Raw genomic sequence first — 24,284 nt, forward strand, 5'->3', positions numbered from 1 at the left:
GGGCTACACCGCACCCGCCCCGGTCAGTGCGCGGACCTCGGTCTCCGCGTGCTTGGCCGCGTCGGGCGGATCGGTGGAGGTGATCGTTCCGACCCAGCCGGCCAGGAAGCCCAGGGGGATGGAGACCAGCCCGGGGTTCTCCAGGGGGAAGAGCTGGAAGTCGACGCCCGGGAAGAGCGAGGCAGGGCTGCCGGAGACGACCGGCGAGAGCAGCACCAGCAGCACGGCGGGAATCAGCCCGCCGTAGACGGACCAGACCGCGCCCCGGGTGGTGAAGTTCCGCCAGAACAGGGAGTACAGAAGCACCGGAAGGTTGGCCGAGGCGGCGACGGCGAAGGCCAGCCCGACCAGGAACGCCACGTTCAGGTCCTGGGCGATCAGCCCGAGCCCGATGGCTGCCACCCCGATCGCGGCCGCGGCCACCCTGGCCACGGCGACCTCGCTGTACTGCTTGGAGCCCGGACGCCTGATCGAGGCGTAGAGGTCATGGGCCACTGAGGCGGACGAGGCGAGGGTGATCCCAGCGACGACCGCGAGGATGGTCGCGAAGGCGACCGCGGCGACCACGGCGAACAGGATCGCGCCCCCGGTGGACCCCTCGCCACCGCCCAGCTCCATGGCCAGCAGCGGGATCGCCGTGTTGCCCGCGGCGTTGGACGCCCGCACATCGGCCGAACCGACCAGAGCGGCCGCCCCGAACCCGAGCGCGATCGTCATCAGGTAGAAGCTGCCGATGAGCCCGATCGACCAGACGACCGAACGGCGGGCCGCACGGGCGGTGGGCACGGTGTAGAACCGCGACAGGATGTGCGGCAGCCCGGCGGTACCGAGCACCAGGGCCAGCCCCAGGCTGATGAAGTCGATGCGCGCGGTCCACGATCCGCCGTACCGGAGACCTGGCGCGAGGAACCGGCTTCCGTGCCCGCTCCGTTCGGCGGCGGAGTTGAGCAGGGCGTTGAAATCGCCGTGGAAGCGGAGCAGGACGAGAACGGTGAGCACGACCGCTCCCGCCATCAGCAGAACCGCCTTGACGATCTGGATCCAGGTGGTGGCGCGCATCCCGCCGAGCGACACGTAGATGACCATGAGTGCCCCGACACCGATGACGGTCCAGGAGCGGGCTGCGCCGCTCGTACCGCCGAGGAGCAGGGCGACCAGGCTGCCCGCGCCCACCATCTGCGCCACCAGATAGAGCACCGAGACGGTGACGGACGAAGTGCCCGCCGCGATCCGGACCGGGCGCTCCGCCATCCGCGCCGCCACCACGTCGGCGAGCGTGAACCGGCCGCAGTTGCGCACCAGTTCGGCGACGAGCAGAAGGACGACGAGCCAGGCGACGAGGAAGCCGACCGAATAGAGCATGCCGTCATAACCGAAGAGGGCGATCAGACCGGAGATACCGAGGAACGAGGCGGCCGACATGTAGTCGCCCGCGATGGCGAAACCGTTCTCCATGGGGGAGAACAGACGGCCGCCCGCGTAGAACTCCTCGGCCGAACCGTGGCGGTTGCGGCTCACCCAGGTGGTGATGGCGAGCGTAACCGCGATGAAGGCGCTGAACAGCAGGAGCGCCAGCGTCTGATGGTTCCCGTTCAACGTCCGGCTCCCCGCGTCATCTCCTGTGTCTCCCAGCGCAGTTCGAGCGCGGCCCGGTCCCTGCGCAGCCGCGCGTGGCGCGCGTACGCCCCGGTGAGCAGGAAGGTCGTGAGGAACTGCCCGAGCCCCGCGACCATCGCCACATTGACCGCCCCCGCCACCGGGCGGGCCATCAGTCCGGGCGCGGTGATCGCGGCGACGACGTAGACGAGGTACCAGGCGAGGAAGGCGCACGTGGCGGGGACGACGAACCGCCGGTACCGGCGGCGTACTTCCTGGAACGCCTCGCCGCGCTGCACCTCCAGATAGATGTCGGCCGCACTGTGGCCACGCCGCGGGTCCGCGGGCCCGGGTGGTCCGGTGGGAGCGAAGCTCCCCGTACCGTCCAGCTCGCCCCATCCGGAGGCCAGCACGTCGTACCACGGGTCGTCGAGTCGCATCGCTGCGGCCTCACGCCCTGCTTCCTTCTCCACGGAACAACTCCCCTTGTCCACGGACCACTTCGGCCGTGTACCCAAGAATGGGCAGATCGGGAAGATCCCGGGCAGTTCATTCGGCGGTCTTCACCTCTTCAGGTGACGGCCCGTCCGGGCGGCTGTGCGAGGCCCCGAACGTACGCATAGCGAACGGCCTGTGCCCGGTCACACACTCCGCCCCTGGCGAAGAGATCGTTGATGTGGCTTTTCACGGTGGCCTGCGAGATGTGCGGTCTGCGGGCGAGCTCCGGATCGGGCAGCCCCTCCGCGATCAGCACCAGCACTTCCAGCTCGCGTGGCGTCAGGCCGTCGGGCAGCTGCGGCTCGGACGCACGCGGCGGGCCCGTGGTCACCCGCCCCAGCAGACGACACCGCACGCTGGGCGAGAGGCCGGCTTCGCCGGACAGCACGGCCTGGACGGCCTGGACGGCCCGCACGGCCTCCTCGCCCCCTGCGTCCTCGGTGAGAGAACGGCATCGGGGGCCAGTTCGGCCACGTACTCCACGATCTCCTCGCCGTCGGAGCATCGGCTCAGGGGCTGATCACGGGTGGAGGTGCCGTCTCCACCCGCGGGTGGAGACGGCGTCGCTCAGACGTCGATGCGCGAGCGGTCCAGGGTGGCGGCGGAGCTGGTGATGAACTCCTTGCGCGGCGCCACCTCATTGCCCATCAGCAGATCGAAGACCTGCTCGGACGCTTCCAGGTCGCCGATGTTGATCCTGCGCAGGGTGCGGTGGCGCGGATCCATCGTGGTCTCCGCCAACTGGTCGGCGTCCATCTCGCCCAGACCCTTGTAGCGCTGGATCGAGTCCTTGTACCGGACGTTCTTCCGCTGGAGCTCCAGCAGCCGCTGGCGCAGCTCGCTGTCCGAGTACGTGTAGATGTACTTGTCCTGGCCCTTCTTCGGCTGGACCAGCTCGATCCGGTGGAGCGGTGGCACCGCGGCGAAGACCCGTCCGGCCTCGACCATGGGCCGCATGTACCGCTGGAAGAGCGTCAGCAGCAGCACGCGGATGTGCGCGCCGTCGACATCGGCGTCCACCAGCAGAACGATCTTCCCGTAGCGAGCCGCGTCGATGTCGAAGGTCCGCCCGGACCCGGCTCCTATGACCTGGATGATCGCACCGCACTCGGCGTTCTTCAGCATGTCCGAGACGGACGCCTTCTGAACGTTGAGGATCTTGCCCCGGATCGGCAGCAGCGCCTGGAACTCACTGTTCCGGGCGAGCTTCGCCGTACCGAGCGCGGAGTCGCCCTCGACGATGAAGAGTTCGCTGCGGTCCACGTCGTCGCTGCGGCAGTCGGCGAGCTTCGCCGGCAGCGAGGAGGACTCCAGCGCCGTCTTGCGGCGCTGCGCGTCCTTGTGCTGGCGGGCCGCGATGCGGGTCCGTGCGGCCGCGACGGCCTTGTCCAGGACCGCCCTGGCCTGGGCCTTCGCGTCGCGCTTCGTCGAGGTCAGGAACGCCTTGAGTTCCTTGGCCACGACGTTGGCGACGATCCGGTTGGCCGCCGAGGTGCCGAGCACCTCCTTGGTCTGGCCCTCGAACTGCGGCTCGGCCAGGCGCACGGTGACCACAGCGGTGAGGCCCTCGAGCGCGTCGTCCTTGACGATGTCGTCCTCGGCGACGCGGAGCAGCTTGGCGGAGCGCAGCGCCTCGTTGACCGTCTTGGTCACGGAGCGCTCGAATCCGGTCACATGCGTGCCGCCCTTGGGGGTGGCGATGATGTTGACGAAGGACTTCAGATTGGTGTCGTATCCGGTGCCCCAGCGCAGGGCGATGTCGACCGCGAGCTCACGCGTGACCTCGGTCGCCGTCATGTGACCGCGCTCGTCCAGGACCGGCACGGTCTCCTTGAAGGTGCCCTGCCCGGTCAGGCGCAGGACGTCGCAGACCGCCTTGTCCTGGGCGAGGTACTCGCAGAACTCGCTGATGCCGCCGTCGAAACGGAAGGTCTCCTCGGTCTTGCCCTCGCCGTCGAGCCCGCGCTCGTCGCGGACGACGATCGTGAGGCCCGGAACGAGGAAGGCCGTCTGCCGTGCCCGCTGGTGGAGCGTCTCCAGGTTGAGCTTGGCGTCCTTGAGGAAGATCTGCCGGTCCGCCCAGTAACGCACCCTGGTGCCGGTGCGCGCCTTCGGCACCCGCTTGCCCTTGAGCAGACCGTTGGCCGGGTCGAACGGGCTGTCCGGCCCCTGCTCGGTGAAGATCCCCGGGACTCCGCGCCGGAAGCTGATCGAGTGCGTCGCGCTGTTGCGGTCGACCTCGACGTCGAGCCGGGCGGAGAGCGCGTTGACGACGGAGGCGCCGACGCCGTGCAGACCGCCGGACGCGGCGTACGAGCCGCCGCCGAACTTTCCGCCGGCGTGCAGCTTGGTCATCACGACCTCGACGCCGGACAGACCTGTCTTGGGCTCGACATCGACGGGGATGCCCCGCCCGTTGTCCCGGACCTCCACGGAGTTGTCGTCGTGGAGGATGACCTCGATGTGATCGCAGTACCCGCCCAGGGCCTCGTCGACGGAGTTGTCGATGATCTCCCAGAGGCAGTGCATGAGGCCGCGGCTGTCGGTGGACCCGATGTACATCCCCGGGCGCTTGCGAACCGCTTCGAGCCCTTCGAGTACGAGCAGATGCCGCGCGGTGTAGTTGGAGCCGTCTCGGTCTGCTCCGGTCAGCAGCGCAGTGGACGGCACGGACGTATCGGCGGTCACGCGGTTCGCTCCTCGCTGAATTTCATTTGGGGCCCAGTGGGTAACGGGCTCGGCTTCGGTCGCCGCTGAGAGGGTACCGAGGCCTGGTAGAGCGGTTGTAACGCCACCCTTCGACAACCCTCACACTAGTCCAGCCTCGCATACACGTTCGATCCCTCGTACGAGTGACGTGAACATCACGTTCCCTTCCAGGCATGAACCATTTAGGCTCCGGGCACGTCCTCATGAACAAACCGGCAAGCCGGCCGGGAGGATCCCACCAAGACAAGCAATGCGAAACCGTAGCGCTCCGCAATACGGCACATTCGCCGCCAACCGGCAACAGACAGCCATCTCGAGAAGAAGTTTCGAAGAAAAGCCACGAGCGGGAACGTTTTCGGCCTGGTTGGATGTTGACCCTGGTACGACAGCTCGTCGAGCTAGAGAAGAGGCGACGTGACTACTGTTCTGACCCCCGCGAGCCCGCTGACCGCAGCAGACCGCTGTGACCGTTGCGGCGCCCAGGCATATCTGCGCGTCGTCCTGATCAGCGGCGGTGAACTGCTCTTCTGCGCCCACCACGGTCGCAAGTTCGAGCCGGAACTCAAGAAGATCGCCGCGGAAATACAGGATGAGACGGACCGGCTCACGGCTGTGCAGGCCCAAGCCGCCGAAGAGGAACAACACTGACACCTCGCATCCACGACGAGCAAGGGCCAGGTCGCGGACCTGCCGACGGGCGGCTCCCCAGAGGGGAGCCGCCCGTTCTCGTACCTGCGCGGTGGTGCGGTTCAGCTGCCCTTCGGCATCCAGCCGATCGCGGCGGAGATCCGCGTGTACACACCCGGGCTCCCCGCGCGGGCGCAGCCGTTCCCCCAGGACACCAGGCCGATGAGCCGCCCACGGGCCACCAGCGGCCCGCCGCTGTCACCCTGGCATGCGTCGTGCCCGCCCAGCAGTTCGCCCGCGCAGAGCATCGCTGAGGCGTCGTACGTGCCGTTCCTGCCGCCCGGGTAGGCCTGCGCGCACAGGGCGTCGGGCAGAACGCTCACTTTCGCGGACCGCAGCGACGACGCGTAGTCGCTGTTGCCCGTTGTGTCACCCCATCCGTAGACGGCCGCCTCGGTGCCCGGTACGTACGCCTCGTCGCCGGCTTCGGCCATCGGGATCGTGCTCTTCTCGGGGAGCGCCTCGGCGAGGGTGAGCACGGCCAGGTCCCCCGCGTTCGTGATGGGGTCGAACGCCGGATTGGTCCACGTCTCCCGGACGGCGATCTCCTTCCCTCCGGTCCCGAGCAGGGCATCGCGGCCCGTGATGACGCGCAGATCGCGCACGTCGGCAACATCTACGCCGAGCGCTGCCCGGCTCATGCAGTGCGCAGCGGTCAGCACCTTCTTCGGTGCCACCACGACACCGCCGCAGAACTGGCCGGCGCGCTCTTCCCCGAACCGGTCGCGGCTGGAAAGTGCCACGACCCAGGGGCTGTCCTTGACGTGCGCGGGCTGACCGCCTATGACGACGCCGTCCTCGGCGGCCCGGGCGGAAGATCCGAGCGGTATCAGAGCCGTGGCGGCGACCAGGGCGAACGCCCCGGTCAGGGCACGGAAGACGGTACGGGACATGCGCACTCCTGACTCTGTGGTGAACCATTCCCACCCAGAGTCATCCCGCTGGTCGCCGACCGCACGCGTTGATAGGCCGAGGGCCCGGCTCCCCAATGGGATCCGGGCCCTCGGTCCGTGTAACTCCTGTGACCTAGTCGAGGTAGTCGCGCAGCACCTGCGAACGCGACGGGTGGCGCAGCTTCGACATGGTCTTCGACTCGATCTGACGGATGCGCTCACGCGTCACGCCGTAGACCTTGCCGATCTCGTCCAGGGTCTTCGGCTGGCCGTCGGTGAGACCGAAGCGCATCGAGACGACACCGGCCTCACGCTCGGAGAGCGTGTCGAGCACCGAGTGCAGCTGCTCCTGGAGGAGCGTGAAGCTGACCGCGTCGGCCGGGACGACCGCCTCGGAGTCCTCGATCAGGTCACCGAACTCGCTGTCCCCGTCCTCACCCAGCGGGGTGTGGAGGGAGATCGGCTCACGACCGTACTTCTGGACCTCGATGACCTTCTCGGGGGTCATGTCGAGTTCCTTGGCCAGCTCCTCCGGCGTGGGCTCACGGCCCAGGTCCTGGAGCATCTGACGCTGCACACGGGCGAGCTTGTTGATTACCTCGACCATGTGCACCGGGATACGGATGGTGCGGGCCTGGTCGGCCATGGCGCGGGTGATCGCCTGACGGATCCACCAGGTGGCGTACGTGGAGAACTTGTAGCCCTTGGTGTAGTCGAACTTCTCGACCGCGCGGATCAGACCGAGGTTGCCTTCCTGGATGAGGTCCAGGAAGAGCATGCCGCGACCGGTGTAGCGCTTGGCCAGCGACACCACGAGACGGAGGTTGGCCTCCAGCAGGTGGTTCTTGGCGCGGCGACCGTCCTCGGCGATGATCTCCAGCTCGCGCTTGAGCTTCGGAGCGAGCTTGTCGGAGTTCGCCAGCTTGTCCTCGGCGAACAGACCGGCCTCGATGCGCTTGGCGAGCTCGACCTCCTGCTCGGCGTTGAGGAGGGGAACCTTGCCGATCTGCTTCAGATAGTCCTTGACCGGGTCGGCGGTGGCGCCGGCGACGGCGACCTGCTGCGCAGGTGCGTCGTCCTCGTCGTCGTCGGAGAGGACGAAGCCCTTGTTCTCGCCCTCGCCCTCCTCTTCCTCGCCCTTGCCGGCCTTTACTTCCTCGATCGCCTCGTCGCCGTCGAGGAGCTCGTCGTCCTGCTTTCCGGACTTCTTCGATGCCGTCTTCTTGGCCGCCGTCTTCTTCACGGCGGTCTTCTTGGCAGCCGTCTTCTTGGCTGCTGCCTTCTTCGCAGGGCCGGCCGTGGCAGCGTCGTCGGCCACCACGTCCACTGTCTCTGCCGACGGAGCGGCAGTGGCCGCGACCGTCCTGGTCACGGTTGTCTTGGCCGCGACAGTCTTGGTGGCGGTGCGCTTGACCGGGCTCTTCGCTGCGACGCTCTTGCGGGCACGTTTGGACGGCTCCGCGGCACTGACCATCAGCGTCACACCCTCTTCCTCGAGGATCTGGTTGAGGCTGCGCAGAACATTCTTCCACTGGGTTGGCGGAATCTGGTCAGCCTCGAAGGCCCGACGCACGTCATCGCCGGCGATCTGCCCATCAGCCTTTCCCCGCTCGATGAGCGCCATCACAGACTCGGACTCGGCGATCTCCGGCGGGAGCGTACGGGATGTGCTGGCCGACACGAACAACCTCTCGGAACGATGGAAACGGCTTCCGGCCCGGCCCTGGAGAGGGCTGGAGCCGACGACCGCCGGGCTGGGAATGTACCGGCGGCGCGGGTTTGGCCTCAGAACTGCACAGCGCACTGAATGGCTGCTGTATTCCTTCCGCGACGGTCACCTCTTAAGTCATCGCACTGCTTCGAGGAGTGTTACGCCCAATCCGCGTGGCCCGAGTCACACCTCATTTACGATGAACGTGACCAAGAGTGCAAATTCCCCACAACTGTGTCGCCGGACCGTGGCGGTCCGGCGACACGCGGTTCGCACACCCTGGCCGCGCTGCGCTCAGTGCTCGCGGGGCGCCGGCACCACTCGCTCCACCTCGGGGTGGACCACGAGCAGTTGACGCATGGCCGCTTCGGCGCCCGCCGCGTCACCGGACGCGAGGGCATCGACGATCCGGGCGTGGTGGCCGAGGGACGCCTCGCCGGGGCGGTCACAGCCCGTGACCGGACCGCCGGACACCTGCAGTGCGGCGGAGACGATGCCGGAGAGGTGCTCCAGCATGCGGTTGCCCGCCGCCTGGATGAGCAGGGAGTGGAACTCCGCGTCGGCCCGGGAGCAGGTGATCGCGTCGCCCTGCCCGACCGCGTGCCCCATGATCTCGACCATGTCGCCGAGGCGCTGCTGAATGTCCTCACGGCCGTGGCCCGCGGCGAGACGCGCGGCGAGGGGTTCGATCGTCCACCGGAGCTCCCCGAGCTCGCGACGCTGGTCCTCTCGCTGAGGGCCGAAGGCGCGCCATTCGATGATGTCGGGGTCCAGCAGGTTCCAGTCGCTGACGGGGCGGACCCGGGTGCCCACGTTGGGCCGGGCGCTGACCAGGCCCTTGGCTTCGAGGACACGCAGCGACTCGCGTACGACGGTGCGGGAGACCTCGAAACGCTGGCCGATCTCTTCCGGCACGAGAGGACGGTCGGCGCCCAGGTCGCCGGAGACGATCATCTGGCCGAGCTGCTGGACGAGCTGGCCGTGGAGGCCGCGGCCCCGGCTGGCCGAGCCCCGCCGGTTCACCCGGCCGAGGTCGGCCTCGGGGCTGTCCCAGGCACGAAGAGCGGCACGCTCGCCGGCCGGCGCCTCCGCGTACGAGTAGCGATCGATTTCACCCGGGCCGGCGAGGCCGGAATCGGCGGAGCGGGCGGCGGTCATCATGGTGTGCGCAAGGGTACTCACGCATCATTTGTCGGCGTAGCTCACTCGGCTCTTGAGGTCTTTGGTGAAAAGCACACGAAAGGGTGATCGGCGCCAGCCCCCCAATTGACGCTTTACTGGTATAAACCGGGCATTTTCAAGAGGATTACGAAGCCTGCCCCGATCCGGCAGCCCTCTGAGGCCGCCAACGAACCCTGCCATGAAGGCCCGTGAACAGATACGCGCAGACCAGGACCGACAGCGATAGCGCCAGCGCGGTCCCCACCGGATGCGCCACGACGCCCACGGCGAGGGCGATCCATCGGTCCGTCTCGTGCGGCCAGCGCGGCCACATCAGTTCACGGAGCCTGGCCGGAAACCCGGCGATCGGACGGGACCCCGGTCCCGTCAGCACCATCTGGACAAGCGGTACAACAAGTACAGGTACAGCAAGCACCGCGGCGACACCGGCCGTCGTCACCCTGAAGACCCCGGCGGCCAGAAGGCCCGCCCAGGCGCAGCCCACGGTCAGCGCCGCCCAACTCACGCCCAGGGAAACCGAATTCGGCGGGACATGGATCCAGTCATGGCCGTACACGAGGCGAAGGGTTTCGGCGGAGACCAGCACGACGGCCAGAGCGAGCACCACGGCGACGCCCGCGGACACCACCAGCTTGGCCAGCAGCAGCCCCAGGCGGCGGGGGACGGTGCCGCGGCCCGCGGCGAGCGCGGGGTAGCGGAATTCGTCACCGAACGAGAGGGCGCCGAGCAGTCCTGCCCCGACCGCCGCAGGCGGCAGGGGCAGCAGCGACGGCCAGGCCGCCAGCACCTTCGGCAACGGCGCATGGCCGTTGCGGGCGAGGAGCACGGAGAGCCCGACGGAGACGACCAGAACAGCGGCCATGATCAAGGTGGTTGTTCTGACACCGAGCAGACGGCGCAACTCGTATCGCAACGGGTGGAGCGGACCGCGGGCCGGACGCCTCCGGATGGGAAGCACCGACTGCGGTGCCGACGCCCGCGCGACCGGTCGCGGATCACCTCCCCCTTTGCCGCTGCCTCGCCCTGCGGGGCCTTCGGGGTCCAGGGGGGCCGAGGAGGCTCCTGGATCGGTTGAGCCGTCGGGATCCATGGGGTCCACGTCGGCCCTGGGTGCGGTGGGGCCGGTGTCACCGATCTCATCGGCCAGCTGATGGACCGGAAGTCCGTGCCGGAACGCCGTGTCACCGATCTCCGCGCAGGAGGAGCCGTACACGGCGAGACGGCCGCCTGCTTCGGTGACCACCTCCACCGAGCGCCGGGCCGCCCGGGCCTCGCGGCTGACCACTGCCGCGAGCCGAGCCGCGTGCGGGGTCCGGACCGCGACCCGGGGGCGGAGGCGGGTCCGGGAGAAGTCATCGGCATCCTGGTCGGCGACCAGGCGGCCGCCGTCGATGGTGACGACGCGGTCGGCGGCCCGCGCGGCCTCCTTGGGGTCCGCCGTGGAGTACAGAACGGTCCCTCCCCGGGCCGCATGGGCCTGCAACAGCCCGTGCACCCAGCAGCCCTCGCGCGGCGCGAGGCCTTCCGTCGGATCGTCGAGGACGAGCGTGTGCGGATCGCCCAGCAGCGCCGAAGCGAGGGCGAGGCGTCGGTCCATGCCGAGCGAGAGCGTGCCGATGCGCTGGTCACGGAGGCCGGCGAGACCTACGAGCTCAAGCAGTTCATCGGCCCGTGCCGCGGGTACGCCTCCGGCCGCGCAGAGCATCCGGAGCTGGCCGCGAACAGTACGGACAGGGTGCCCCGGCACGTCTCCGAGCAGCGCTCCCACCTCACGCGCGGGGTGCGGGATCCGGTGCATCGGCCTGCCCCGGAAGTAGGTGACCCCCCGCCCCGCGTCGAGCTCGAGCATGAGGCGGAGGGCCGCGGTCTTGCCCGAGCCCGGGACGCCCAGAAGTGCGGTGACGTGGCCGGGCCGGGCCTCGAAGGTGAGGTCGTCCACGGCGGCCCGGAGGCCGCGGCGGGGGGTGCTGGTGAGTCCGATGGCCTGGAGCATCGCTTCCCTCGCGGAAGGTGAGACCGCTCGACGGCAGTGCGGGTACCGCAGAAAGATAACCCGACATATCCGACTTTTCGCGCAGCACCAGCCCCGTGGGCGTTCCGCGAGGTCAGACTTCCGGCCTCAGCATCGGAGGGTTGAGCACGGTGGCCGCACCGGCCCGGAAGAGCTGGGCCGGACGGCCGCCCTGGCGAGTGGTCGTCCCTCCGGTGGGCATCAGGAAGCCGGGGGTGCCGGTGACCTTGCGATGGAAGTTCCGTGGGTCGAGAACCACTCCCCACACCGCCTCGTACACCCTCCGGAGCTCGCCGACCGTGAACTCCGGCGGACAGAAAGCGGTGGCCAGGGAGGAGTATTCGATCTTGGAGCGGGCGCGTTCGACCCCGTCGGCAAGGATCTGCGCGTGATCGAAGGCCAGCGGGGCCTGGTTCTCGTCCTCGTGGCCGAGGCTCCCGTCCGCCCCGAGCAGGTCCTCGACGGACGCCCATCGCGCACTGTTCGCGTCGCCGCCCGCCCGTGGGGCCGGCAGATCGGGCGCCAGGGCGAGATGGGCGACGCTGACGACTCGCATCCGCGGGTCACGACCCGGGTCGCCGTAGGTGGCGAGCTGTTCGAGGTGGGCGCCGTTCCCGACCGCCGGGGCCGCCGGATCCTGGGCGCACAGACCGGTCTCCTCGACGAGCTCGCGCGCTGCTGCGGCACCGAGATCCTCATCGGCTCTGACGAATCCGCCGGGCAGCGCCCATCGCCCCTGGAACGGTGGCTCACCACGGCGTACCACCAGCGCGCAGAGCGCGTGGCGGCGCACCGTGAGCACGACCAGGTCGACGGTGACAGCGAAGGGCGGGAAGGTCGACGGGTCGTAGGGCGGCATGCCGTGATCATAGTCGTCTGCCTGACGATAAACACTCCCTTCGCGGTGCTCTTCCAAGAGCTCCTGGAAGAGCACGTCCGAGGCGGCAGGAGCCGAGCCGGCCGAGAATCGAAGCCTGCACTCGCACCGGCACTCGCCACCGGCTACGGCTACGGCTACGGCTACGGCTACGGAGTGTGCGGGTCATTCATCGTCACGGGATGTGCGACGACCGGGGGTGGCTTGCCTGGACCCGCGCCGGGTGGCCGCCGGTTCAGGACGGGTGGCGCCGGACGAGGGCTTCTTCCGGCGCGCGGTGGCCGGCCGCGCCGTGCGGGGGCGCGTACCCCGGTCCGTCCGGTGCCCGCGCCGCCCCGTCCGCGCACTGCGCTCCCCGCGCAGGCATCGGCGCAGGGTCTCCGGGTCGAGGCCCTGGTTGCACGCCTCGTGAAGCAGTTGGGCGAAGGTGTAATTGGGGTCCATCCGCAGGGCGAGGCCCAGAGCAACCCGCGCACCCGGTTCGTCGCCCGTCGACCACGAGACCCATCCGGCCAGGGTCAGTGGCGCCGCGGCATGCTCCTCGTACGGTGCCACGCAACGACGGGACAGTGCGCGCCAGAGCCGCAGCGCCGAATCGGCTTCCGGGCCTTCCATCCACTCCGCTGCCCTGTCGCGGGTCTCCCGGTCCTGCAGGCCGAGGATCACCGCGGCTGCCTCGTCGTGACTGATCAGCCGGTCATCGCTGATGTCCGCGGCGGACGGAGCCGCCACCGGTGCCTCCCTGAGGCGTTTCATGAGCCTCCGGGCCAGGTCCAGGGTCTCTCGGGCCACATCCTCGCGTCCCGCTTCGTCGAGGAGTTTGGGCATCAGCTCGGCACCCGCCGAGTCGAGTGCGTGTTGCTGGCCCGCTGCCGCCGAGGCGGTCAGAGGCGCGAGCCGCGCCTCCATCTCCCGTAGCGTTCCGCGCACTTGAATGCCCGCGTAAGCGGCAGCGGCCGCCATCACCGAAGTGCCGGGCATGGCCAGCTGGTTCCCCTCCGCGGGACAGCACCGCCCGTCCGGGCAGCAGTAGGACCAGTACCGGCCGTCGGAAATGCAGAGCGCTTCGAGCACCGGTACGTCCAGCCCGCCACAGGCCGTACGCAGACGCTGGGCGAGTGGTCGCAGCCGCTCCATGACCTGGTTGCCGGACTCGCCCTCGGCAGGATCCTTGCAGAGGAAGATGACGATCGCGTCAGGGCGTTCACCACGCCGCTCGCTCCCCTTGATCAGGCACTCGGCAAGTTGCTCGGCGACGGGCGCCCATTCCTGCGGCGACTGCGGGATGCCGAGCCTGAGCCGCCCGCCGAAGCGACCCCTGCCGCCGTGCAGGGCGACCATGATCACGCTGTCGTTCGGGTGAAACCCCATGAGATACGGGAGAGCATCGGCGAGTTCGGCAGGTCCTCGGAGGGTGATCTGCTGCTCGTCGGCCGGACCGTTGGATTCGTGGCGCTGGTTCATGGCACGACCGTCCCGCGAGCGGCCGGATTCCGCGACCCCCTGTGGATAACTTGTCCACAGGGGTCGCGGGGCGTTGGCCGTCTGTCCTACCCATCGGGTTGCATGGGGACATGAGCCACATGATCCGCGCAGAACCCAGGGCCGCGGCCGACTCCGTACGTGTCCGACTCGCCGGCGGGAACGGCTGGTCGATCGCCGGTGCAACGGCTGTGGCCGGGATCAGCCTGCCGCGGCAAGGACCAGCGGAAGGACCTGGTCGCTCCCCGCCTGGCGCAGGAGCCGGGCGGCGACAGCGAGGGTCCAGCCGGATTCGGTGCAGTCGTCCACGAGCAGGACGGGACCGGGTGTACGGGCGAGGGCGTCGGCCAGTTCCCCGGGGACGGCGAAGGCGCCGGAGAGCGCCCTGAGTCGTTGGGCGGAGTTGCTGCGGCGTGCCGTATGCGCGCCGCTCGCCCCGGTGTACGTCAGGGTGCCGAGGAAGGGGAGGCGGCCGATCGTCGCGATTCCCTGGGCCAGGGAGCCGACGAGTTGCGGACGGGTCAGGGACGGTACGGCGACGACTCCCACCGGCCGGGCAGTGGCGTCCGGGACATTCGGCGCCCAGCCGCCCGAGGAACGCGCCCAGTCGGCGAGGACCGCCACCGCGGCCTTCAGGACGTCGTCGGGGACCGGCCCGTCGGGCGTGTTCTCGGCCAGCAGCGGGCGCAGCCGGTTGCCCCAGCCGATGTCCGAGAGCCGCCCCAGGGCACGCCCGGTGGAGCACTGCTCCTTGGCCGGGATACGGCCCTTGAGCTCGATGCCCAGTGCGGGCATCCCCGTCGGCCACATCCGGCGCGGTTCGACCTCCACCCCCGGGCGGTCCAGTTCCTTCGTCGCGCCCATCAAAGTGTCCGCCGAAACGGCTGAATCGGCCCAGGCACCGGCGCAGTTGTCGCAGCGGCCGCACGGCGCCGCCCCCTCGTCGTCCAGCTGCCGGCGCAGGAACTCCATCCGGCACCGGGACGTGCTCGCGTAGTCGCGCATGGCCTGCTGCTCGGCTGCCCGCTGCCGAGCCACCCACGCGTAGCGTTCGGCGTCGTACACCCACTCGGCTCCCGTGGCCGTCCAGCCGCCCTTCACGCGCTTGACCGCGCCGTCGACGTCCAGCACCTTCAGCATCGCCTCCAAGCGGGTGCGCCGAAGGTCCACCACGGCCTCCAGGGCCGGCACGGACAGCGGCCGCCCCGCAGCGGCGAGGGCCGAGAGAGTCTGTCGAACCTGCTCCTCGGGCGGGAAGGCGGTATCGGCGAAGTAGCGCCAGATGGCCTCGTCCTCCTTGCCCGGCAACAACAGCACATCGGCGTGCGCCACGCCGCGCCCCGCCCGCCCCACCTGCTGGTAGTAGGCGATCGGCGAGGACGGCGAGCCGAGATGCACCACGAAGCCCAGGTCGGGCTTGTCGAAGCCCATGCCCAGGGCCGAAGTCGCGACCAGTGCCTTGACCCGGTTCTCCTGCAGATCGGCCTCGGCCTGCAGGCGGTCGGCGTTCTCCGTCTTCCCCGTGTACGACGCCACGCGGAAGCCGCGCTGGCGCAGGAAGGCGGTGGCCTCCTCGGCCGCCGCGACAGTGAGGGTGTAGATGATTCCCGAACCCTGCAGCTCGTCCAGGTGCTCGGCGAGCCAGGCCAGGCGGTGCGCGGCGTCCGGCAGCCGGACCACACCCAGCCGCAGACTCTCCCGCTCCAGCGGACCGCGCAGCACCAGGGCCTCGCCCGCGCCGGTGCCCAGCTGATCGGCCACGTCCGCGGTGACCCGCGCGTTCGCGGTCGCCGTGGTGGCCAGCACCGGTACGCCGGGGGCGAGCTCGGCGAGCATCGCCCGCAGCCTGCGGTAGTCGGGACGGAAGTCATGGCCCCAGTCGGAGATGCAGTGCGCCTCGTCCACCACCAGCAGACCGGTGGTGGCCGCGAGCTTGGGCAGCACCTGATCGCGGAAATCCACCGAGTTGAGGCGCTCCGGACTCACGAGGAGGACGTCGGTGTCGCCGCGCTCGACCTCCTCGTAGATGGTGTCCCACTCCTCCGGGTTGGCCGAGTTGATGGTGCGTGCCCGGATACCCGCCCGCGCCGCCGAGTCGACCTGGTTACGCATCAGCGCCAGCAGCGGCGAGACGATCACCGTGGGCCCGGAGCCGCGCCGGCGCAGCAGGGCGGTGGCGACGAAGTACACCGCGGACTTGCCCCAGCCCGTGCGCTGCACCACCAGCGCACGGCGGCGCTCCCGCACCAGAGCCGCCACCGCCTGCCACTGGTCCTCCCGCAGCCGCGCCGAGCCCCCGGGGTCACCGACGAGCTCGGCAAGGGTGTCATCGGCTTCGGCGCGGAGCTCCAGGTTGTCCATGCCCCCATGCAACCCGATGCCTCGGACAATCGGCCACTTCACCCCACGTGACCCACAGCTCACAGAGAACCGTTCGGCCAAGTGTTCCCGGGTGCGGGGAGCGCTCGGGGATCACCCGGGATCTGACGGGCAGCCGAGCGGGGCGGAGCGGTGTTTCCGCTGGTCCTCGCCGTTCAGGTGTGGCGGGAGGCGTCATCCGGGCACGGTGTGGGCAGGGATATCAGAGTCATTTCGGCTGATTCCCGTCAGCTGCGCCAATTGCTCGTTGCCGCCTGCCGATACGCCAGGAAGAATTGGACTCGCTCCCCGCACAGTCCCTTTCGCGGCCCGGAAGGGCTGTGCCACGGTGCGCCCTCACTCGACCCTGCCCGCACCATGGGCGCGTATGCGAAGGGAGGATCGTGACCTTCGGATTCGCTCCGTCCGCAGCCACTTCGATGTCGGCGTCCGCCGACTCCGCCAACCGTCTCGCCAGGATGCTCGAGCCCGCCGAGTGGGCCGAAGCCGGCATACCGCTGCTGCGCAGCCCCCGTGAGGTCGTCAGCGGCCTGCACTCCCGGCACCGGCCGACCCCGGCGACCGCTGTGGTCGCCGTGCTCGACCACGAGGAACGCCTCACGGCCAGCGCTTCGTTCGCCCGCCGCTCCACCGCCTCGGACGGCTGGGAGTTCCGCAACGCGTTGCTGGCGCATCTGCGCCGGGTCATCCCGCACGATCTCCGCCGCCGCACCCCCGTCCGTACCGCGGTGCTTCTCTACTGCCGTGAGGGCGACGAGCGTTGGACGGAGGAGGACGGGGCGTGGATGTGGGGCCTGCGGGACGCCTGCACACTGCACGGACTGCGGTGCGGCGCGTACATCACGCTGACCCGCGACGGTTGGCAGGTGCTGGGCGAGGGCCGTGGCGGGCGCCGTCCCCACTCCATGTCGCAGCCGTCCGCTCTCGCAGACGCCTCGCTGGACCAGGATCCGGCCCCGCTGCGCACCGGCGGCGGCGCGGCGCAGGCGCTGCGGCACACCGCGGCCCGCTGATCCACGGCCCGCCGACCCGGCCGCCCCGTCGGGCAGCCGGGCCCGCGGCCACGGCCGGGTACGCCCCGCGGATCAGACTCCGGCGCCGAGCACCGCGTTGATCCGCTGCGGGTCCCCGCACACGATCAGCAGTGCTCCGGCGCGTTCCCGCACACCGGTCAGCACGCCGGGGGCGGCGTCACCGCCGTTGACGGCGACGATCACCACCGGGCGGGTCCGCACCCGGTCCGCGGCTGCGGCACCGGCGAAGAAGACATCGTCGCCGGCCTCGTGCTGCGCCCAGTAGGCGGCCTCGCCGAAGGAGAGTTCGTGCGCGGCCCACGGGTGCTGCTCACCGGTGGTGAGCACCAGGATGTCGCCCGGTGCACGGCCGGAGTCGAGCAGCAGGTCCACTGCTTCGTCGGCGGCGTCGAGTGCGCCGTCCGCCGAGGCGGGGATCAGCTGGATCTGCGGTGCGGAACGATTCTCCTGCCGGTCCGCCTGGGGGCGGCCGGGGGTGGGATGCGGGCGCTGCGCCGGGGGCGCGGGCCTCGCGGGGCCGGGCCCGGGACGACCGGGGCGCGGCGTGGCCGCTGAACGCGGGCCGGGTACGGGACGGGGGGTCGACGCGGTGCGGCCTGCGGCCGGAGTGACGCGGGGACCCTGGGCGCTCTCGTGAATCTGAGGCTCCTCGGGGATGAGAGGCATGGGTGGTTGTCTATCAAACGCCGGCACACGGGGCGTCGGCGGGTGGGTACATGTGCGCGATCAGAAGTCGAAGCCGAGCTGGCCCCCGCTTTCCAGTGCAGCCGCCTCGGCGGAGATGCGGACCTTCTTGAGGTGCTGCCACCTGGGCAGCGCGTCGAGATAGGACCACGACAGGCGGTGGTGGGGTGTCGGCCCCCACTCCTCCAGCGCGGCCCTGTGTACGGGGGACGGGTAACCGGCGTTGGCCTCGAAGGCGAATGCGGCGTACTCGCCGGAATCGGCGCCCAGTTCGGCCATCATCCGGTCCCGGTGGACCTTCGCGATCACCGAAGCGGCCGCGACCGCGATACAGGACTGGTCGCCCTTGATCACGGTGCGGACCTGCCAGGGCTGTCCCAGGTAGTCGTGCTTGCCGTCGAGTATCACCGCGTCCGGCCGTACCGGCAGGGCTTCGAGGGCGCGTACGGCGGCGAGGCGCAGCGCGGCCGTCATCCCGAGCTCGTCGATCTCCTGTGGAGAGGCGTCGCCGAGACCGAACGCGGTGACCCAGCGCTCCAGCAACGGTGCGAGCTCCGCACGGCGCTTGGGGCTGATCAGCTTGGAGTCGGTGAGCCCGGCGGGAGGTCTGCGAAGGCCGGTGACGGCCGCGCACACTGTGACCGGTCCCGCCCACGCTCCGCGTCCGACCTCGTCGACACCGGCGACGGTCTTGGCACCGGTGGTGGCGCGCAGTGAGCGCTCGACGGTGTGCGTGGGTGGTTCGTACGGCATGGCGCCTGTCAGCGTACGCCGATGGGGCGGCCGACAACACCCCGGGGCGCCCGTCGGCCGCCACGTACTCGCGGCGCGGCCGTGGAGGCCGGTGTTCCGTATGCCGGGCGCCCCGGAGGGGGTGGCGCCGAGGCCGGTGAGCACGGCGGGCCGAGCCGCGGGTGCGCGGCTCGGCCCGGTCAGTACTCGCTCGGTACGGGGAACGGAAACTTACTCGGTACGGAGGTAAGGAACCGGCTCAGTACGGGTCGTACGGATCGCTTTCGTCGATGTCGCGGTCGCTGCCTCCGATGCCCGTACGCGATCCGGTGCAGGGCTGCGTCGGATCGGCCGGATGCCGCTTCAGGATGTCGCGGGCCCGTGCCTCGCCCCAGCTGGTGGCGTACCAGGGGACGTCGTCGGAGCGCAGTGACCGTTCGATGCCCAGGAGCGCGCAGGAGCGCAGTGGTTCGGGCAGTGTGTCCAGGGCCGGTACGGCGTCGGCCGAGAGGTCCTTGAGGTAGGCGACGTCGATCGAGTGGTCGTCGCGGTAGCGCTGGACGTTCTGCTCCGCGATCAGCCCGTCGGGCGAGATCAGTCCGAACGCGAGGACGGCGACGGCCGCGCTCGCGGCCACGGCACGCGGCAGCATGCGGGCGCCGAACACCCCGGCGGCCATGATCAGAACGAGCACCACGCCCAGCCAGAGCTCCACGGCGGCCACGGATATCCGCAGCCGTGTCAGGCCGTACGCGTCGACGTAGAGGTCCATCCGCCTCAGCGCGGAGGCCACGACGATCAGGGTGAGCAGGCACAGCACGCCGAGCACGGTCCGGACGAGAGTGCGGTCGCCGCTCTTACCGCGGGGGGCCCAGCGCAGGGCGAGCGCGATCACCAGCAGCGTGAGGACCGTGGCCCAGAGAAGCTGCCAGAAGCCCTGCCGGGCGTACTCGGAGTAGCTGAGATCGGTCTCGGCCATCACCTTGTCGTATCCGCCGAGCAGCACGGTGAGCTGGACGGCGATGAAGACGGCGAACAGCAGGTTCAGCACGATGAGCGGCAAGGCCCACTCCACCCGCCCGCGGGCCTTCCCCGGACGGACGGTGAGGCCGTCCCAGCGGATCGGAGCGGCTGCGGCGTACGCGGCGGCGAGCGCGCCGATCAGCCCGACCAGGAAGAGGAGGAACCGCCACGGGGTGCCGGTGAGCGACACGTCGGGCATCAGATCGCCGAGCACATCGGCGAAGGCGGCGTCGGCGCTCGCGAACAGTGCCCCGAACACGATGAGCAGTACGACCGCCACCGCGACGCTGCGCAGAACGACCCCCAGCCGGCCGCGGGAACCCGCCGTCAGCGCGTGCACGCCCCGACCGCCCCAGGCCAGACCGTCCGCGATGGCGCTGAACAGACCGAGCGAGCCCAGGAACACCCCGAGCCAGCTGCGGCTGCCGTGCAGGGCGAGCGAGCCCAGTGCGATGGCCGACACCACAGCCAGGAAGACGGGCCAGCCGGCGTCCCTCAGCGCCGGGACGGCGAGGAGCGCCAGTCCGCCGACCGCCCAGAAGGCCGTCCACGGGCGGAGGCGGCGACCGGCCGTACGGGCGGCGAAGTATGCCCCGAGCGCTGCGGGGACCGCGACGATCAGCGCGTTCGGGCCGAGACCGTCGCCCAGCAACAGGGCGCTCAGCACCGCCGTGACGACGACGCAGCAGAGCGTCGCGCCACGAATGGCGGCGGGCGCCGCCGGGCGCAGTGTCGACAGCGCGGAGACCTGTTGAGAGCTGCCCTGCCGCCATGGGTTGGGTGGGGACGGTTGCCCGCCCCGCTGCGCGTAGACGGGCACTTTCGGCGGCTCGGGAGCAGTGCTTCGGGGCTCGGGCAGCGGAGCCTTCGACCATGCGGTCGGCTCGGACGTTCCGGCCTGCCCCGACAGCCCGGGCGGCTCGGGTTCGTCTGCCGGCCGGGGCGTTCGTGACGTGTGATCGGACATGGGACCCCTCCCGCACCGAGGTCCGCGCACACCGCCCGCAGTGCGGCGGCTGGGGCACCCCGGCGTCTCATTTTCGGCGCACGCCCGTCTGGATGATCATCAACGGCGGCGTGGCCGAAAGAGTAGCTTCCGCTCGCTGTTGCGAACCGCGCGGGGAGGAGCTGTGGCAGTACCGTGACAGTCCGGTGGCAGGGTCGGCGCCCGGCTCGTCGGCGATTCAGGAGCCGCTGTTCCGCCGCGGAAGCCAGTCCGGCAGCTCCTCCGTGCGTGCCGTCCAGTCGGCCGGTGGCGCGCCCGCCTTGCCCGCCGCGACGACCCCGCCGACGATCGCGCAGGTCGTGTCGACGTCGCCGCCCGCTTGGGCGGTCACCCAGAATGCCTGCTCGAAATCGCCGAGGCTCCGCGCCGCCGACCAGAGCGCGAACGGAACGGTGTCATGTGCACTGGTACGCCGGCCGTTGCCGAGGACCGCTGCGACCGTCCCTGCGTCCGAGTAGTCGAGCATGTCCCGTGCCCGGCGCAGCCCGGCGCCGACGGCACTGCGCGGTACGAGCGCGATCACGCCGTCGAGAAGTTCCGCCGGGGTGGGCGGCCCGGTCGTCGCCGCGGCCAGTGAGGCTGCCGCGGCGACGGCCATCGCGCCCACCACCGCCTCGCGGTGCTGGTGCGTGGTGTACGAGGAGATCTCGGCCTGGTGGGTGGCCTGCTCCGGATCGTCCGCGTACCAGGCGCCGAGCGGCGCGATGCGCATCGACGAGCCATTGCCCCAGGACCCCTGGCCCTGGAACAGCGCGGACGCCAGCTCCCGCCAGTCACCTCCTTCCCGGACCAGCCTGAGCAGCCGGTTCACGGCGGGGCCGTAGCCACGGTCGAAGTCGTGGTGGTCGGCGAAGGAACGTGCGAGCGCGTCCTGGTCGATCCGCTCGTGCTCCACCAGCACGGCCAGCACCGAACACGCCATCTCGGTGTCGTCAGTCCACTGCCAGGAGCCGGACGGAAGTTCGCGCCGCTTCAGCAGCGGATAGTTGACGGGTACAAAGAACTGGGAGCCCAGTGCGTCTCCCACGGAGAGCCCGCGCAGGCTGGCCAGTGCGCGCAGGGCCCGTTGGCCGGAAGCAGAGTCAGCGGTTGTCATCGCCCTTCCACTCTATCCGGTGATGCCGTACGGCTCAGGGATACGCCAGCGCTCGAACGGCCGGTCAAGGGTGTAGCGCCCGTCCGCTCCGATTATCAGCGTGCGGGTCTCCCCGTTGCCCGGATTGGACAGTGACTCGAACTCGGCGACCGACCAGTGGAACCACCGCATGCAGAACAAACGCATGGTCAGCCCGTGCGTGACCAGCAGGACGTTCTCCGGATGGTCGGGGTCTTCGAAACTCCGGTGCAGGCTCTCCAGGAAGGCCCCGACCCTGTCGTACACGTCGGCGCCGGACTCCCCCTGCGCGAAGCGGTAGAAGAAGTGGCCGTACGCGTCCCGGTACGCCTTCTGAAGGCGCACGTCGTCACGGTCCTGCCAGTTTCCCCAGTCCTGCTCGCGCAGCCGCGGCTCCTCGCGCACCCGCACGTTCTCCAGGGCCAGGCCGAGGGACCTGAACGTCTCGTGGGTGCGGCGGTAGGGCGAGACGTACACGCTGACCCGCTCGCCGCCGAACAGCTCGCGCAGCCGGACCCCCGTCTCCCTGGCCTGTCTCAGCCCTTTCGGAGTGAGTCTCAGCGCGTGGTCCGGCTCGCGCTCGTACACCGTGTCGTCGGCGTTGCCCTCGGACTCCCCGTGCCGGACGAGGACAATGCGTTGCGGTCGTGCCATGTACCGACCCTAGATCGACCGCGACTCGTTCGAGCAGTCGTCCGGACTCCGACCGACGGATGTCGCCGGTGTCCCGGCGGCAGGACCGCGCGTATCCGGGCAGCGGTCCGTGACGTCGTCCTGACCGGCCTGGTGGAGCACGGCTGCCCCGGTCCCACCTTGGAGTGCGCCGCGGAGCATTCCGGTGCCACCCGCCGACGCCGGTCCTGTCAGGCCGCTCGCTCGGCCACAACAGTCGCACCAGTCACATCACTCGCACCGGTCGCACTGGCCATATCGGTCATGCCGGTCACACCGTCCACGACGGCTCCAACTGCACGACATCTCCCGCCACTTCCGCCACATCGTCCTCGATCTGTGTGCGTTGCGACAGCCGCTCGATGCTCCCCGCACGGTACTTGCCACGCTCTGCGCTCGACTGCCACATGGACAGCACGAGGAACTCATGGCCCGGCGCTTCCCCGAACACCCCTCGCAACATGCCGGGCGATCCGGCCATCGCCGGGTTCCACACCCGCTCCTGCATCAGCGCGAAGTGCTCCACCCGGTCCTCACGCACCTTGCTGTGCGCCACCCGGACGACATCCGCATCGGTGAAGCGCGGTTCGAAGCCCGTCTTCACATCGAAGCGGTGCTCGAACAGCTTGACCTGGATGCCGCTGTACGTACCGGACTGCGCGGCGGCCAGGCCGTCGTGCGCGCGCGCCATGAACGAGTCGTAGAAGACGCGGTTCTCCCAGAAGGCGAAGATGTGCGCCACGTCCGGACGCCCACGGCTCCACCCGCCGCCCTGACCGCTGAACCCGGGCTCACCCGGCAGCTCCGCCCACTTCCGCTGCCCCCGTTCAAAACCTCGACGGTCCACCACGGTGCAACGAATCCACTTGACCAGCACCGCGCCATCGTACGGTGCACGGCGCGGCGCGAGTCACGCTCTGGCGGAGTCCGGTGGAGTGCGCCCGGAGCGACCACCGGGACCACAGAATGACCCCCATGGTCTCGCTGCACACCAACCCACTGTTCGCCCGGCTCGAATCCGCGGAACGTGTCCTCGTAGCGGGGGCCGGCGGCGGCTTCGACATCTACGCCGGACTCCCCCTCGCACTCTCCCTGCTCCACCAGGGCAAGCACGTACAGCTGGCCAATCTTTCGTTCAGCGCCCTCGAAGGGCTGCCGCTCGACTCCTGGCTCGCCCCGGACGTCGCCGCCATCACCCCCGAAACGGCCCTCCACCAGGTGTACTTCCCGGAGCGGACGCTCGCCCAGTGGCTCGATCTGCACGGCTACCCGAGCACGGTCCATGCCTTCTCCCGGGTCGGCGTGCAGCCGCTTCGCGCGGCCTACCGGGCGTTGATCGAGAAGTACGCGATCGACGCGGTCGTCCTGGTCGACGGCGGTACGGACATTCTGATGCGCGGCGACGAGTCCGGCCTCGGCACCCCGGAGGAGGATCTGGCCAGCGTCGCCGCGCTCGCCGCTATCGACGTACCGGAACGCCTCGTCGTGTCCATCGGCTTCGGCATCGACGCCCATCACGGGGTGAGCCACGGTCTCGTACTGGAGAACATCGCCGCACTCGAACGCGACGGTTCGTGCCTGGGCGCGTTCTCCGTGTCCCGTACGACGCGCGAGGGCGCGCTCTTCGTCGATGCCGTGGCGCACGCCCGGCACCACACGCCCGACCACCCCAGCATCGTGAACGGGTCGATAGCAGCCGCCGTCCAAGGGGCCTTCGGAGATGTCCAGTTCACCTCACGCACCCGGGGCAGTGAACTGTTCATCAACCCTCTGATGACGCTCTGCTTCGTCTTCGAGCTGGAAGGGGTGGCCCGCAACTGCCGCTACCTCGACCGCATCGAGGACACTCATCTGATCCGTCAGGTCAGCAGCGCCATCGAGGACTTCCGCGACGAGGTGCGGCAGCGACCGCCGCGCCGCATACCGCACTGAGCCGGCCCGGCGGCTCGATGCCCCTGTGCCCCGCGGCCCCGTGCCCCTGTGGCCCGATTCCA

The 24,284-nt window shown here is 70.0% G+C and carries 19 protein-coding genes and 2 pseudogenes; 4 read left to right on the top strand and 17 right to left on the bottom strand.

Going from position 1 to position 24,284, the window contains the following annotated elements; translation table 11 throughout:
* Nucleotides 1-3: 3 nt before the first annotated feature.
* The 4 genes and pseudogenes from ACFYY7_RS07435 to ACFYY7_RS07450 all read right to left on the bottom strand — a co-directional run bounded on the left by ACFYY7_RS07435 (nucleotide 4) and on the right by ACFYY7_RS07450 (nucleotide 4,782).
* Nucleotides 4-1,596 (bottom strand): cation acetate symporter, encoded by a 1,593-nt coding sequence (locus tag ACFYY7_RS07435; RefSeq protein ID WP_388658226.1) that lies wholly within the window; start codon nucleotides 1,594-1,596, stop codon nucleotides 4-6.
* A complete protein-coding gene (locus ACFYY7_RS07440) occupies nucleotides 1,593-2,036 on the bottom strand; it encodes a DUF485 domain-containing protein (RefSeq protein ID WP_388658419.1) in 444 nt (147 codons plus the stop codon). The genes ACFYY7_RS07435 and ACFYY7_RS07440 overlap by 4 nt, the downstream gene beginning before the upstream one ends.
* Nucleotides 2,037-2,167: 131 nt before the next feature.
* Nucleotides 2,168-2,539 (bottom strand): annotated as a pseudogene (locus ACFYY7_RS07445) (LuxR C-terminal-related transcriptional regulator); the annotation flags it as partial.
* 122 nt (nucleotides 2,540-2,661) lie between these two features.
* Nucleotides 2,662-4,782 (bottom strand): type IIA DNA topoisomerase subunit B, encoded by a 2,121-nt coding sequence (locus ACFYY7_RS07450; protein ID WP_388658229.1) that lies wholly within the window; start codon nucleotides 4,780-4,782, stop codon nucleotides 2,662-2,664.
* 435 nt (nucleotides 4,783-5,217) lie between these two features.
* Between ACFYY7_RS07450 and ACFYY7_RS07455 the strand changes: the two genes are divergently transcribed.
* Entirely contained in the window at nucleotides 5,218-5,451 is a 234-nt protein-coding gene (locus tag ACFYY7_RS07455) for a hypothetical protein (protein WP_024489001.1), read from the top strand.
* Nucleotides 5,452-5,552: 101 nt separating this feature from the next.
* On the opposite strand, the gene ACFYY7_RS07460 is transcribed toward ACFYY7_RS07455, so the two are convergent.
* The 7 genes from ACFYY7_RS07460 to ACFYY7_RS07490 all read right to left on the bottom strand — a co-directional run bounded on the left by ACFYY7_RS07460 (nucleotide 5,553) and on the right by ACFYY7_RS07490 (nucleotide 16,007).
* Nucleotides 5,553-6,383: a S1 family peptidase gene (locus ACFYY7_RS07460; RefSeq protein ID WP_388658231.1), complete on the bottom strand. Its 831-nt coding sequence runs from the start codon at nucleotides 6,381-6,383 to the stop codon at nucleotides 5,553-5,555.
* 133 nt (nucleotides 6,384-6,516) lie between these two features.
* On the bottom strand, nucleotides 6,517-8,064 hold the full coding sequence (locus tag ACFYY7_RS07465; RefSeq protein WP_351262491.1) for an RNA polymerase sigma factor: 1,548 nt from the start codon (nucleotides 8,062-8,064) through the stop codon (nucleotides 6,517-6,519).
* A gap of 324 nt (nucleotides 8,065-8,388) precedes the next feature.
* Entirely contained in the window at nucleotides 8,389-9,255 is an 867-nt protein-coding gene (locus ACFYY7_RS07470; RefSeq protein WP_388658421.1) for a FadR/GntR family transcriptional regulator, read from the bottom strand.
* Between the two features lie 145 nt (nucleotides 9,256-9,400).
* Entirely contained in the window at nucleotides 9,401-11,269 is a 1,869-nt protein-coding gene (locus ACFYY7_RS07475; RefSeq protein WP_388658234.1) for an ATP-binding cassette domain-containing protein, read from the bottom strand.
* A gap of 112 nt (nucleotides 11,270-11,381) precedes the next feature.
* Nucleotides 11,382-12,146, bottom strand: a complete 765-nt coding sequence (locus tag ACFYY7_RS07480) for an NUDIX domain-containing protein (RefSeq protein WP_376425870.1) — start codon at nucleotides 12,144-12,146, stop codon at nucleotides 11,382-11,384.
* Between the two features lie 183 nt (nucleotides 12,147-12,329).
* Entirely contained in the window at nucleotides 12,330-13,628 is a 1,299-nt protein-coding gene (locus tag ACFYY7_RS07485) for a DUF4192 domain-containing protein (protein WP_388658237.1), read from the bottom strand.
* A gap of 219 nt (nucleotides 13,629-13,847) precedes the next feature.
* The gene (locus ACFYY7_RS07490; RefSeq protein WP_388658240.1) at nucleotides 13,848-16,007 is read right to left on the bottom strand and encodes a RecQ family ATP-dependent DNA helicase; all 2,160 of its coding nucleotides are present in this window, start codon (nucleotides 16,005-16,007) and stop codon (nucleotides 13,848-13,850) included.
* Between the two features lie 401 nt (nucleotides 16,008-16,408).
* Between ACFYY7_RS07490 and ACFYY7_RS07495 the strand changes: the two genes are divergently transcribed.
* Nucleotides 16,409-17,038, top strand: coding sequence for a hypothetical protein (locus ACFYY7_RS07495; RefSeq protein ID WP_388658243.1), 630 nt, complete (start codon nucleotides 16,409-16,411; stop codon nucleotides 17,036-17,038).
* A gap of 72 nt (nucleotides 17,039-17,110) precedes the next feature.
* Here the strand turns inward: ACFYY7_RS07495 and ACFYY7_RS07500 are convergent, their stop codons facing one another.
* The 5 genes from ACFYY7_RS07500 to ACFYY7_RS07520 all read right to left on the bottom strand — a co-directional run bounded on the left by ACFYY7_RS07500 (nucleotide 17,111) and on the right by ACFYY7_RS07520 (nucleotide 22,272).
* Entirely contained in the window at nucleotides 17,111-17,725 is a 615-nt protein-coding gene (locus ACFYY7_RS07500) for a hypothetical protein (protein ID WP_388658246.1), read from the bottom strand.
* Nucleotides 17,726-17,785: 60 nt separating this feature from the next.
* Complete coding sequence (locus ACFYY7_RS07505) at nucleotides 17,786-18,496, bottom strand: ribonuclease HII (RefSeq protein WP_266729293.1); 711 nt, start codon at nucleotides 18,494-18,496, stop codon at nucleotides 17,786-17,788.
* Between the two features lie 238 nt (nucleotides 18,497-18,734).
* Complete coding sequence (locus ACFYY7_RS07510; RefSeq protein ID WP_388658249.1) at nucleotides 18,735-20,465, bottom strand: DUF4153 domain-containing protein; 1,731 nt, start codon at nucleotides 20,463-20,465, stop codon at nucleotides 18,735-18,737.
* Nucleotides 20,466-20,682: 217 nt separating this feature from the next.
* The gene (locus ACFYY7_RS07515) at nucleotides 20,683-21,600 is read right to left on the bottom strand and encodes an ADP-ribosylglycohydrolase family protein (RefSeq protein ID WP_388658252.1); all 918 of its coding nucleotides are present in this window, start codon (nucleotides 21,598-21,600) and stop codon (nucleotides 20,683-20,685) included.
* Between the two features lie 12 nt (nucleotides 21,601-21,612).
* Nucleotides 21,613-22,272 carry a histidine phosphatase family protein gene (locus ACFYY7_RS07520; RefSeq protein WP_388658255.1) on the bottom strand — a complete coding sequence of 220 codons (660 nt, stop codon included), beginning with the start codon at nucleotides 22,270-22,272 and terminating at the stop codon, nucleotides 21,613-21,615.
* Between the two features lie 93 nt (nucleotides 22,273-22,365).
* On the opposite strand from ACFYY7_RS07520, the pseudogene ACFYY7_RS07525 reads away from it, so the two are divergent.
* Nucleotides 22,366-22,458 (top strand): annotated as a pseudogene (locus ACFYY7_RS07525) (TetR family transcriptional regulator); the annotation flags it as partial.
* A 103-nt stretch (nucleotides 22,459-22,561) separates the two neighbouring features.
* On the opposite strand, the gene ACFYY7_RS07530 reads toward ACFYY7_RS07525, so the two are convergent.
* Entirely contained in the window at nucleotides 22,562-23,167 is a 606-nt protein-coding gene (locus ACFYY7_RS07530) for a YdbC family protein (RefSeq protein ID WP_388658257.1), read from the bottom strand.
* A 98-nt stretch (nucleotides 23,168-23,265) separates the two neighbouring features.
* Here ACFYY7_RS07530 and ACFYY7_RS07535 point away from each other — a divergent pair, with 98 nt between their 5' ends.
* The gene (locus ACFYY7_RS07535; RefSeq protein WP_388658260.1) at nucleotides 23,266-24,222 is read left to right on the top strand and encodes a DUF1152 domain-containing protein; all 957 of its coding nucleotides are present in this window, start codon (nucleotides 23,266-23,268) and stop codon (nucleotides 24,220-24,222) included.
* Nucleotides 24,223-24,284: the final 62 nt, after the last annotated feature.

Origin of the sequence: Streptomyces sp. NPDC001933 (assembly GCF_042890955.1) — a bacterium.
In the GTDB taxonomy this organism is placed as follows: Bacteria; Actinomycetota; Actinomycetes; order Streptomycetales; family Streptomycetaceae; genus Streptomyces.

Excerpts from the sequence above, each read along its gene's own strand:
- ACFYY7_RS07500 (WP_388658246.1), bottom strand. The coding sequence starts at position 17,725 with ATGCCTCTCATCCCCGAGGAGCCTCAGATTCACGAGAGCGCCCAGGGT.
- ACFYY7_RS07475 (WP_388658234.1), bottom strand. The coding sequence starts at position 11,269 with ATGCTCCAGGCCATCGGACTCACCAGCACCCCCCGCCGCGGCCTCCGG.
- ACFYY7_RS07505 (WP_266729293.1), bottom strand. The coding sequence starts at position 18,496 with ATGCCGTACGAACCACCCACGCACACCGTCGAGCGCTCACTGCGCGCC.
- ACFYY7_RS07510 (WP_388658249.1), bottom strand. The coding sequence starts at position 20,465 with ATGTCCGATCACACGTCACGAACGCCCCGGCCGGCAGACGAACCCGAG.
- ACFYY7_RS07520 (WP_388658255.1), bottom strand. The coding sequence starts at position 22,272 with ATGGCACGACCGCAACGCATTGTCCTCGTCCGGCACGGGGAGTCCGAG.
- ACFYY7_RS07470 (WP_388658421.1), bottom strand. The coding sequence starts at position 9,255 with ATGATGACCGCCGCCCGCTCCGCCGATTCCGGCCTCGCCGGCCCGGGT.
- ACFYY7_RS07485 (WP_388658237.1), bottom strand. The coding sequence starts at position 13,628 with ATGAACCAGCGCCACGAATCCAACGGTCCGGCCGACGAGCAGCAGATC.
- ACFYY7_RS07460 (WP_388658231.1), bottom strand. The coding sequence starts at position 6,383 with ATGTCCCGTACCGTCTTCCGTGCCCTGACCGGGGCGTTCGCCCTGGTC.
- ACFYY7_RS07480 (WP_376425870.1), bottom strand. The coding sequence starts at position 12,146 with ATGCCGCCCTACGACCCGTCGACCTTCCCGCCCTTCGCTGTCACCGTC.
- ACFYY7_RS07490 (WP_388658240.1), bottom strand. The coding sequence starts at position 16,007 with ATGGACAACCTGGAGCTCCGCGCCGAAGCCGATGACACCCTTGCCGAG.
- ACFYY7_RS07440 (WP_388658419.1), bottom strand. The coding sequence starts at position 2,036 with ATGCGACTCGACGACCCGTGGTACGACGTGCTGGCCTCCGGATGGGGC.
- ACFYY7_RS07515 (WP_388658252.1), bottom strand. The coding sequence starts at position 21,600 with ATGACAACCGCTGACTCTGCTTCCGGCCAACGGGCCCTGCGCGCACTG.
- ACFYY7_RS07535 (WP_388658260.1), top strand. The coding sequence starts at position 23,266 with ATGGTCTCGCTGCACACCAACCCACTGTTCGCCCGGCTCGAATCCGCG.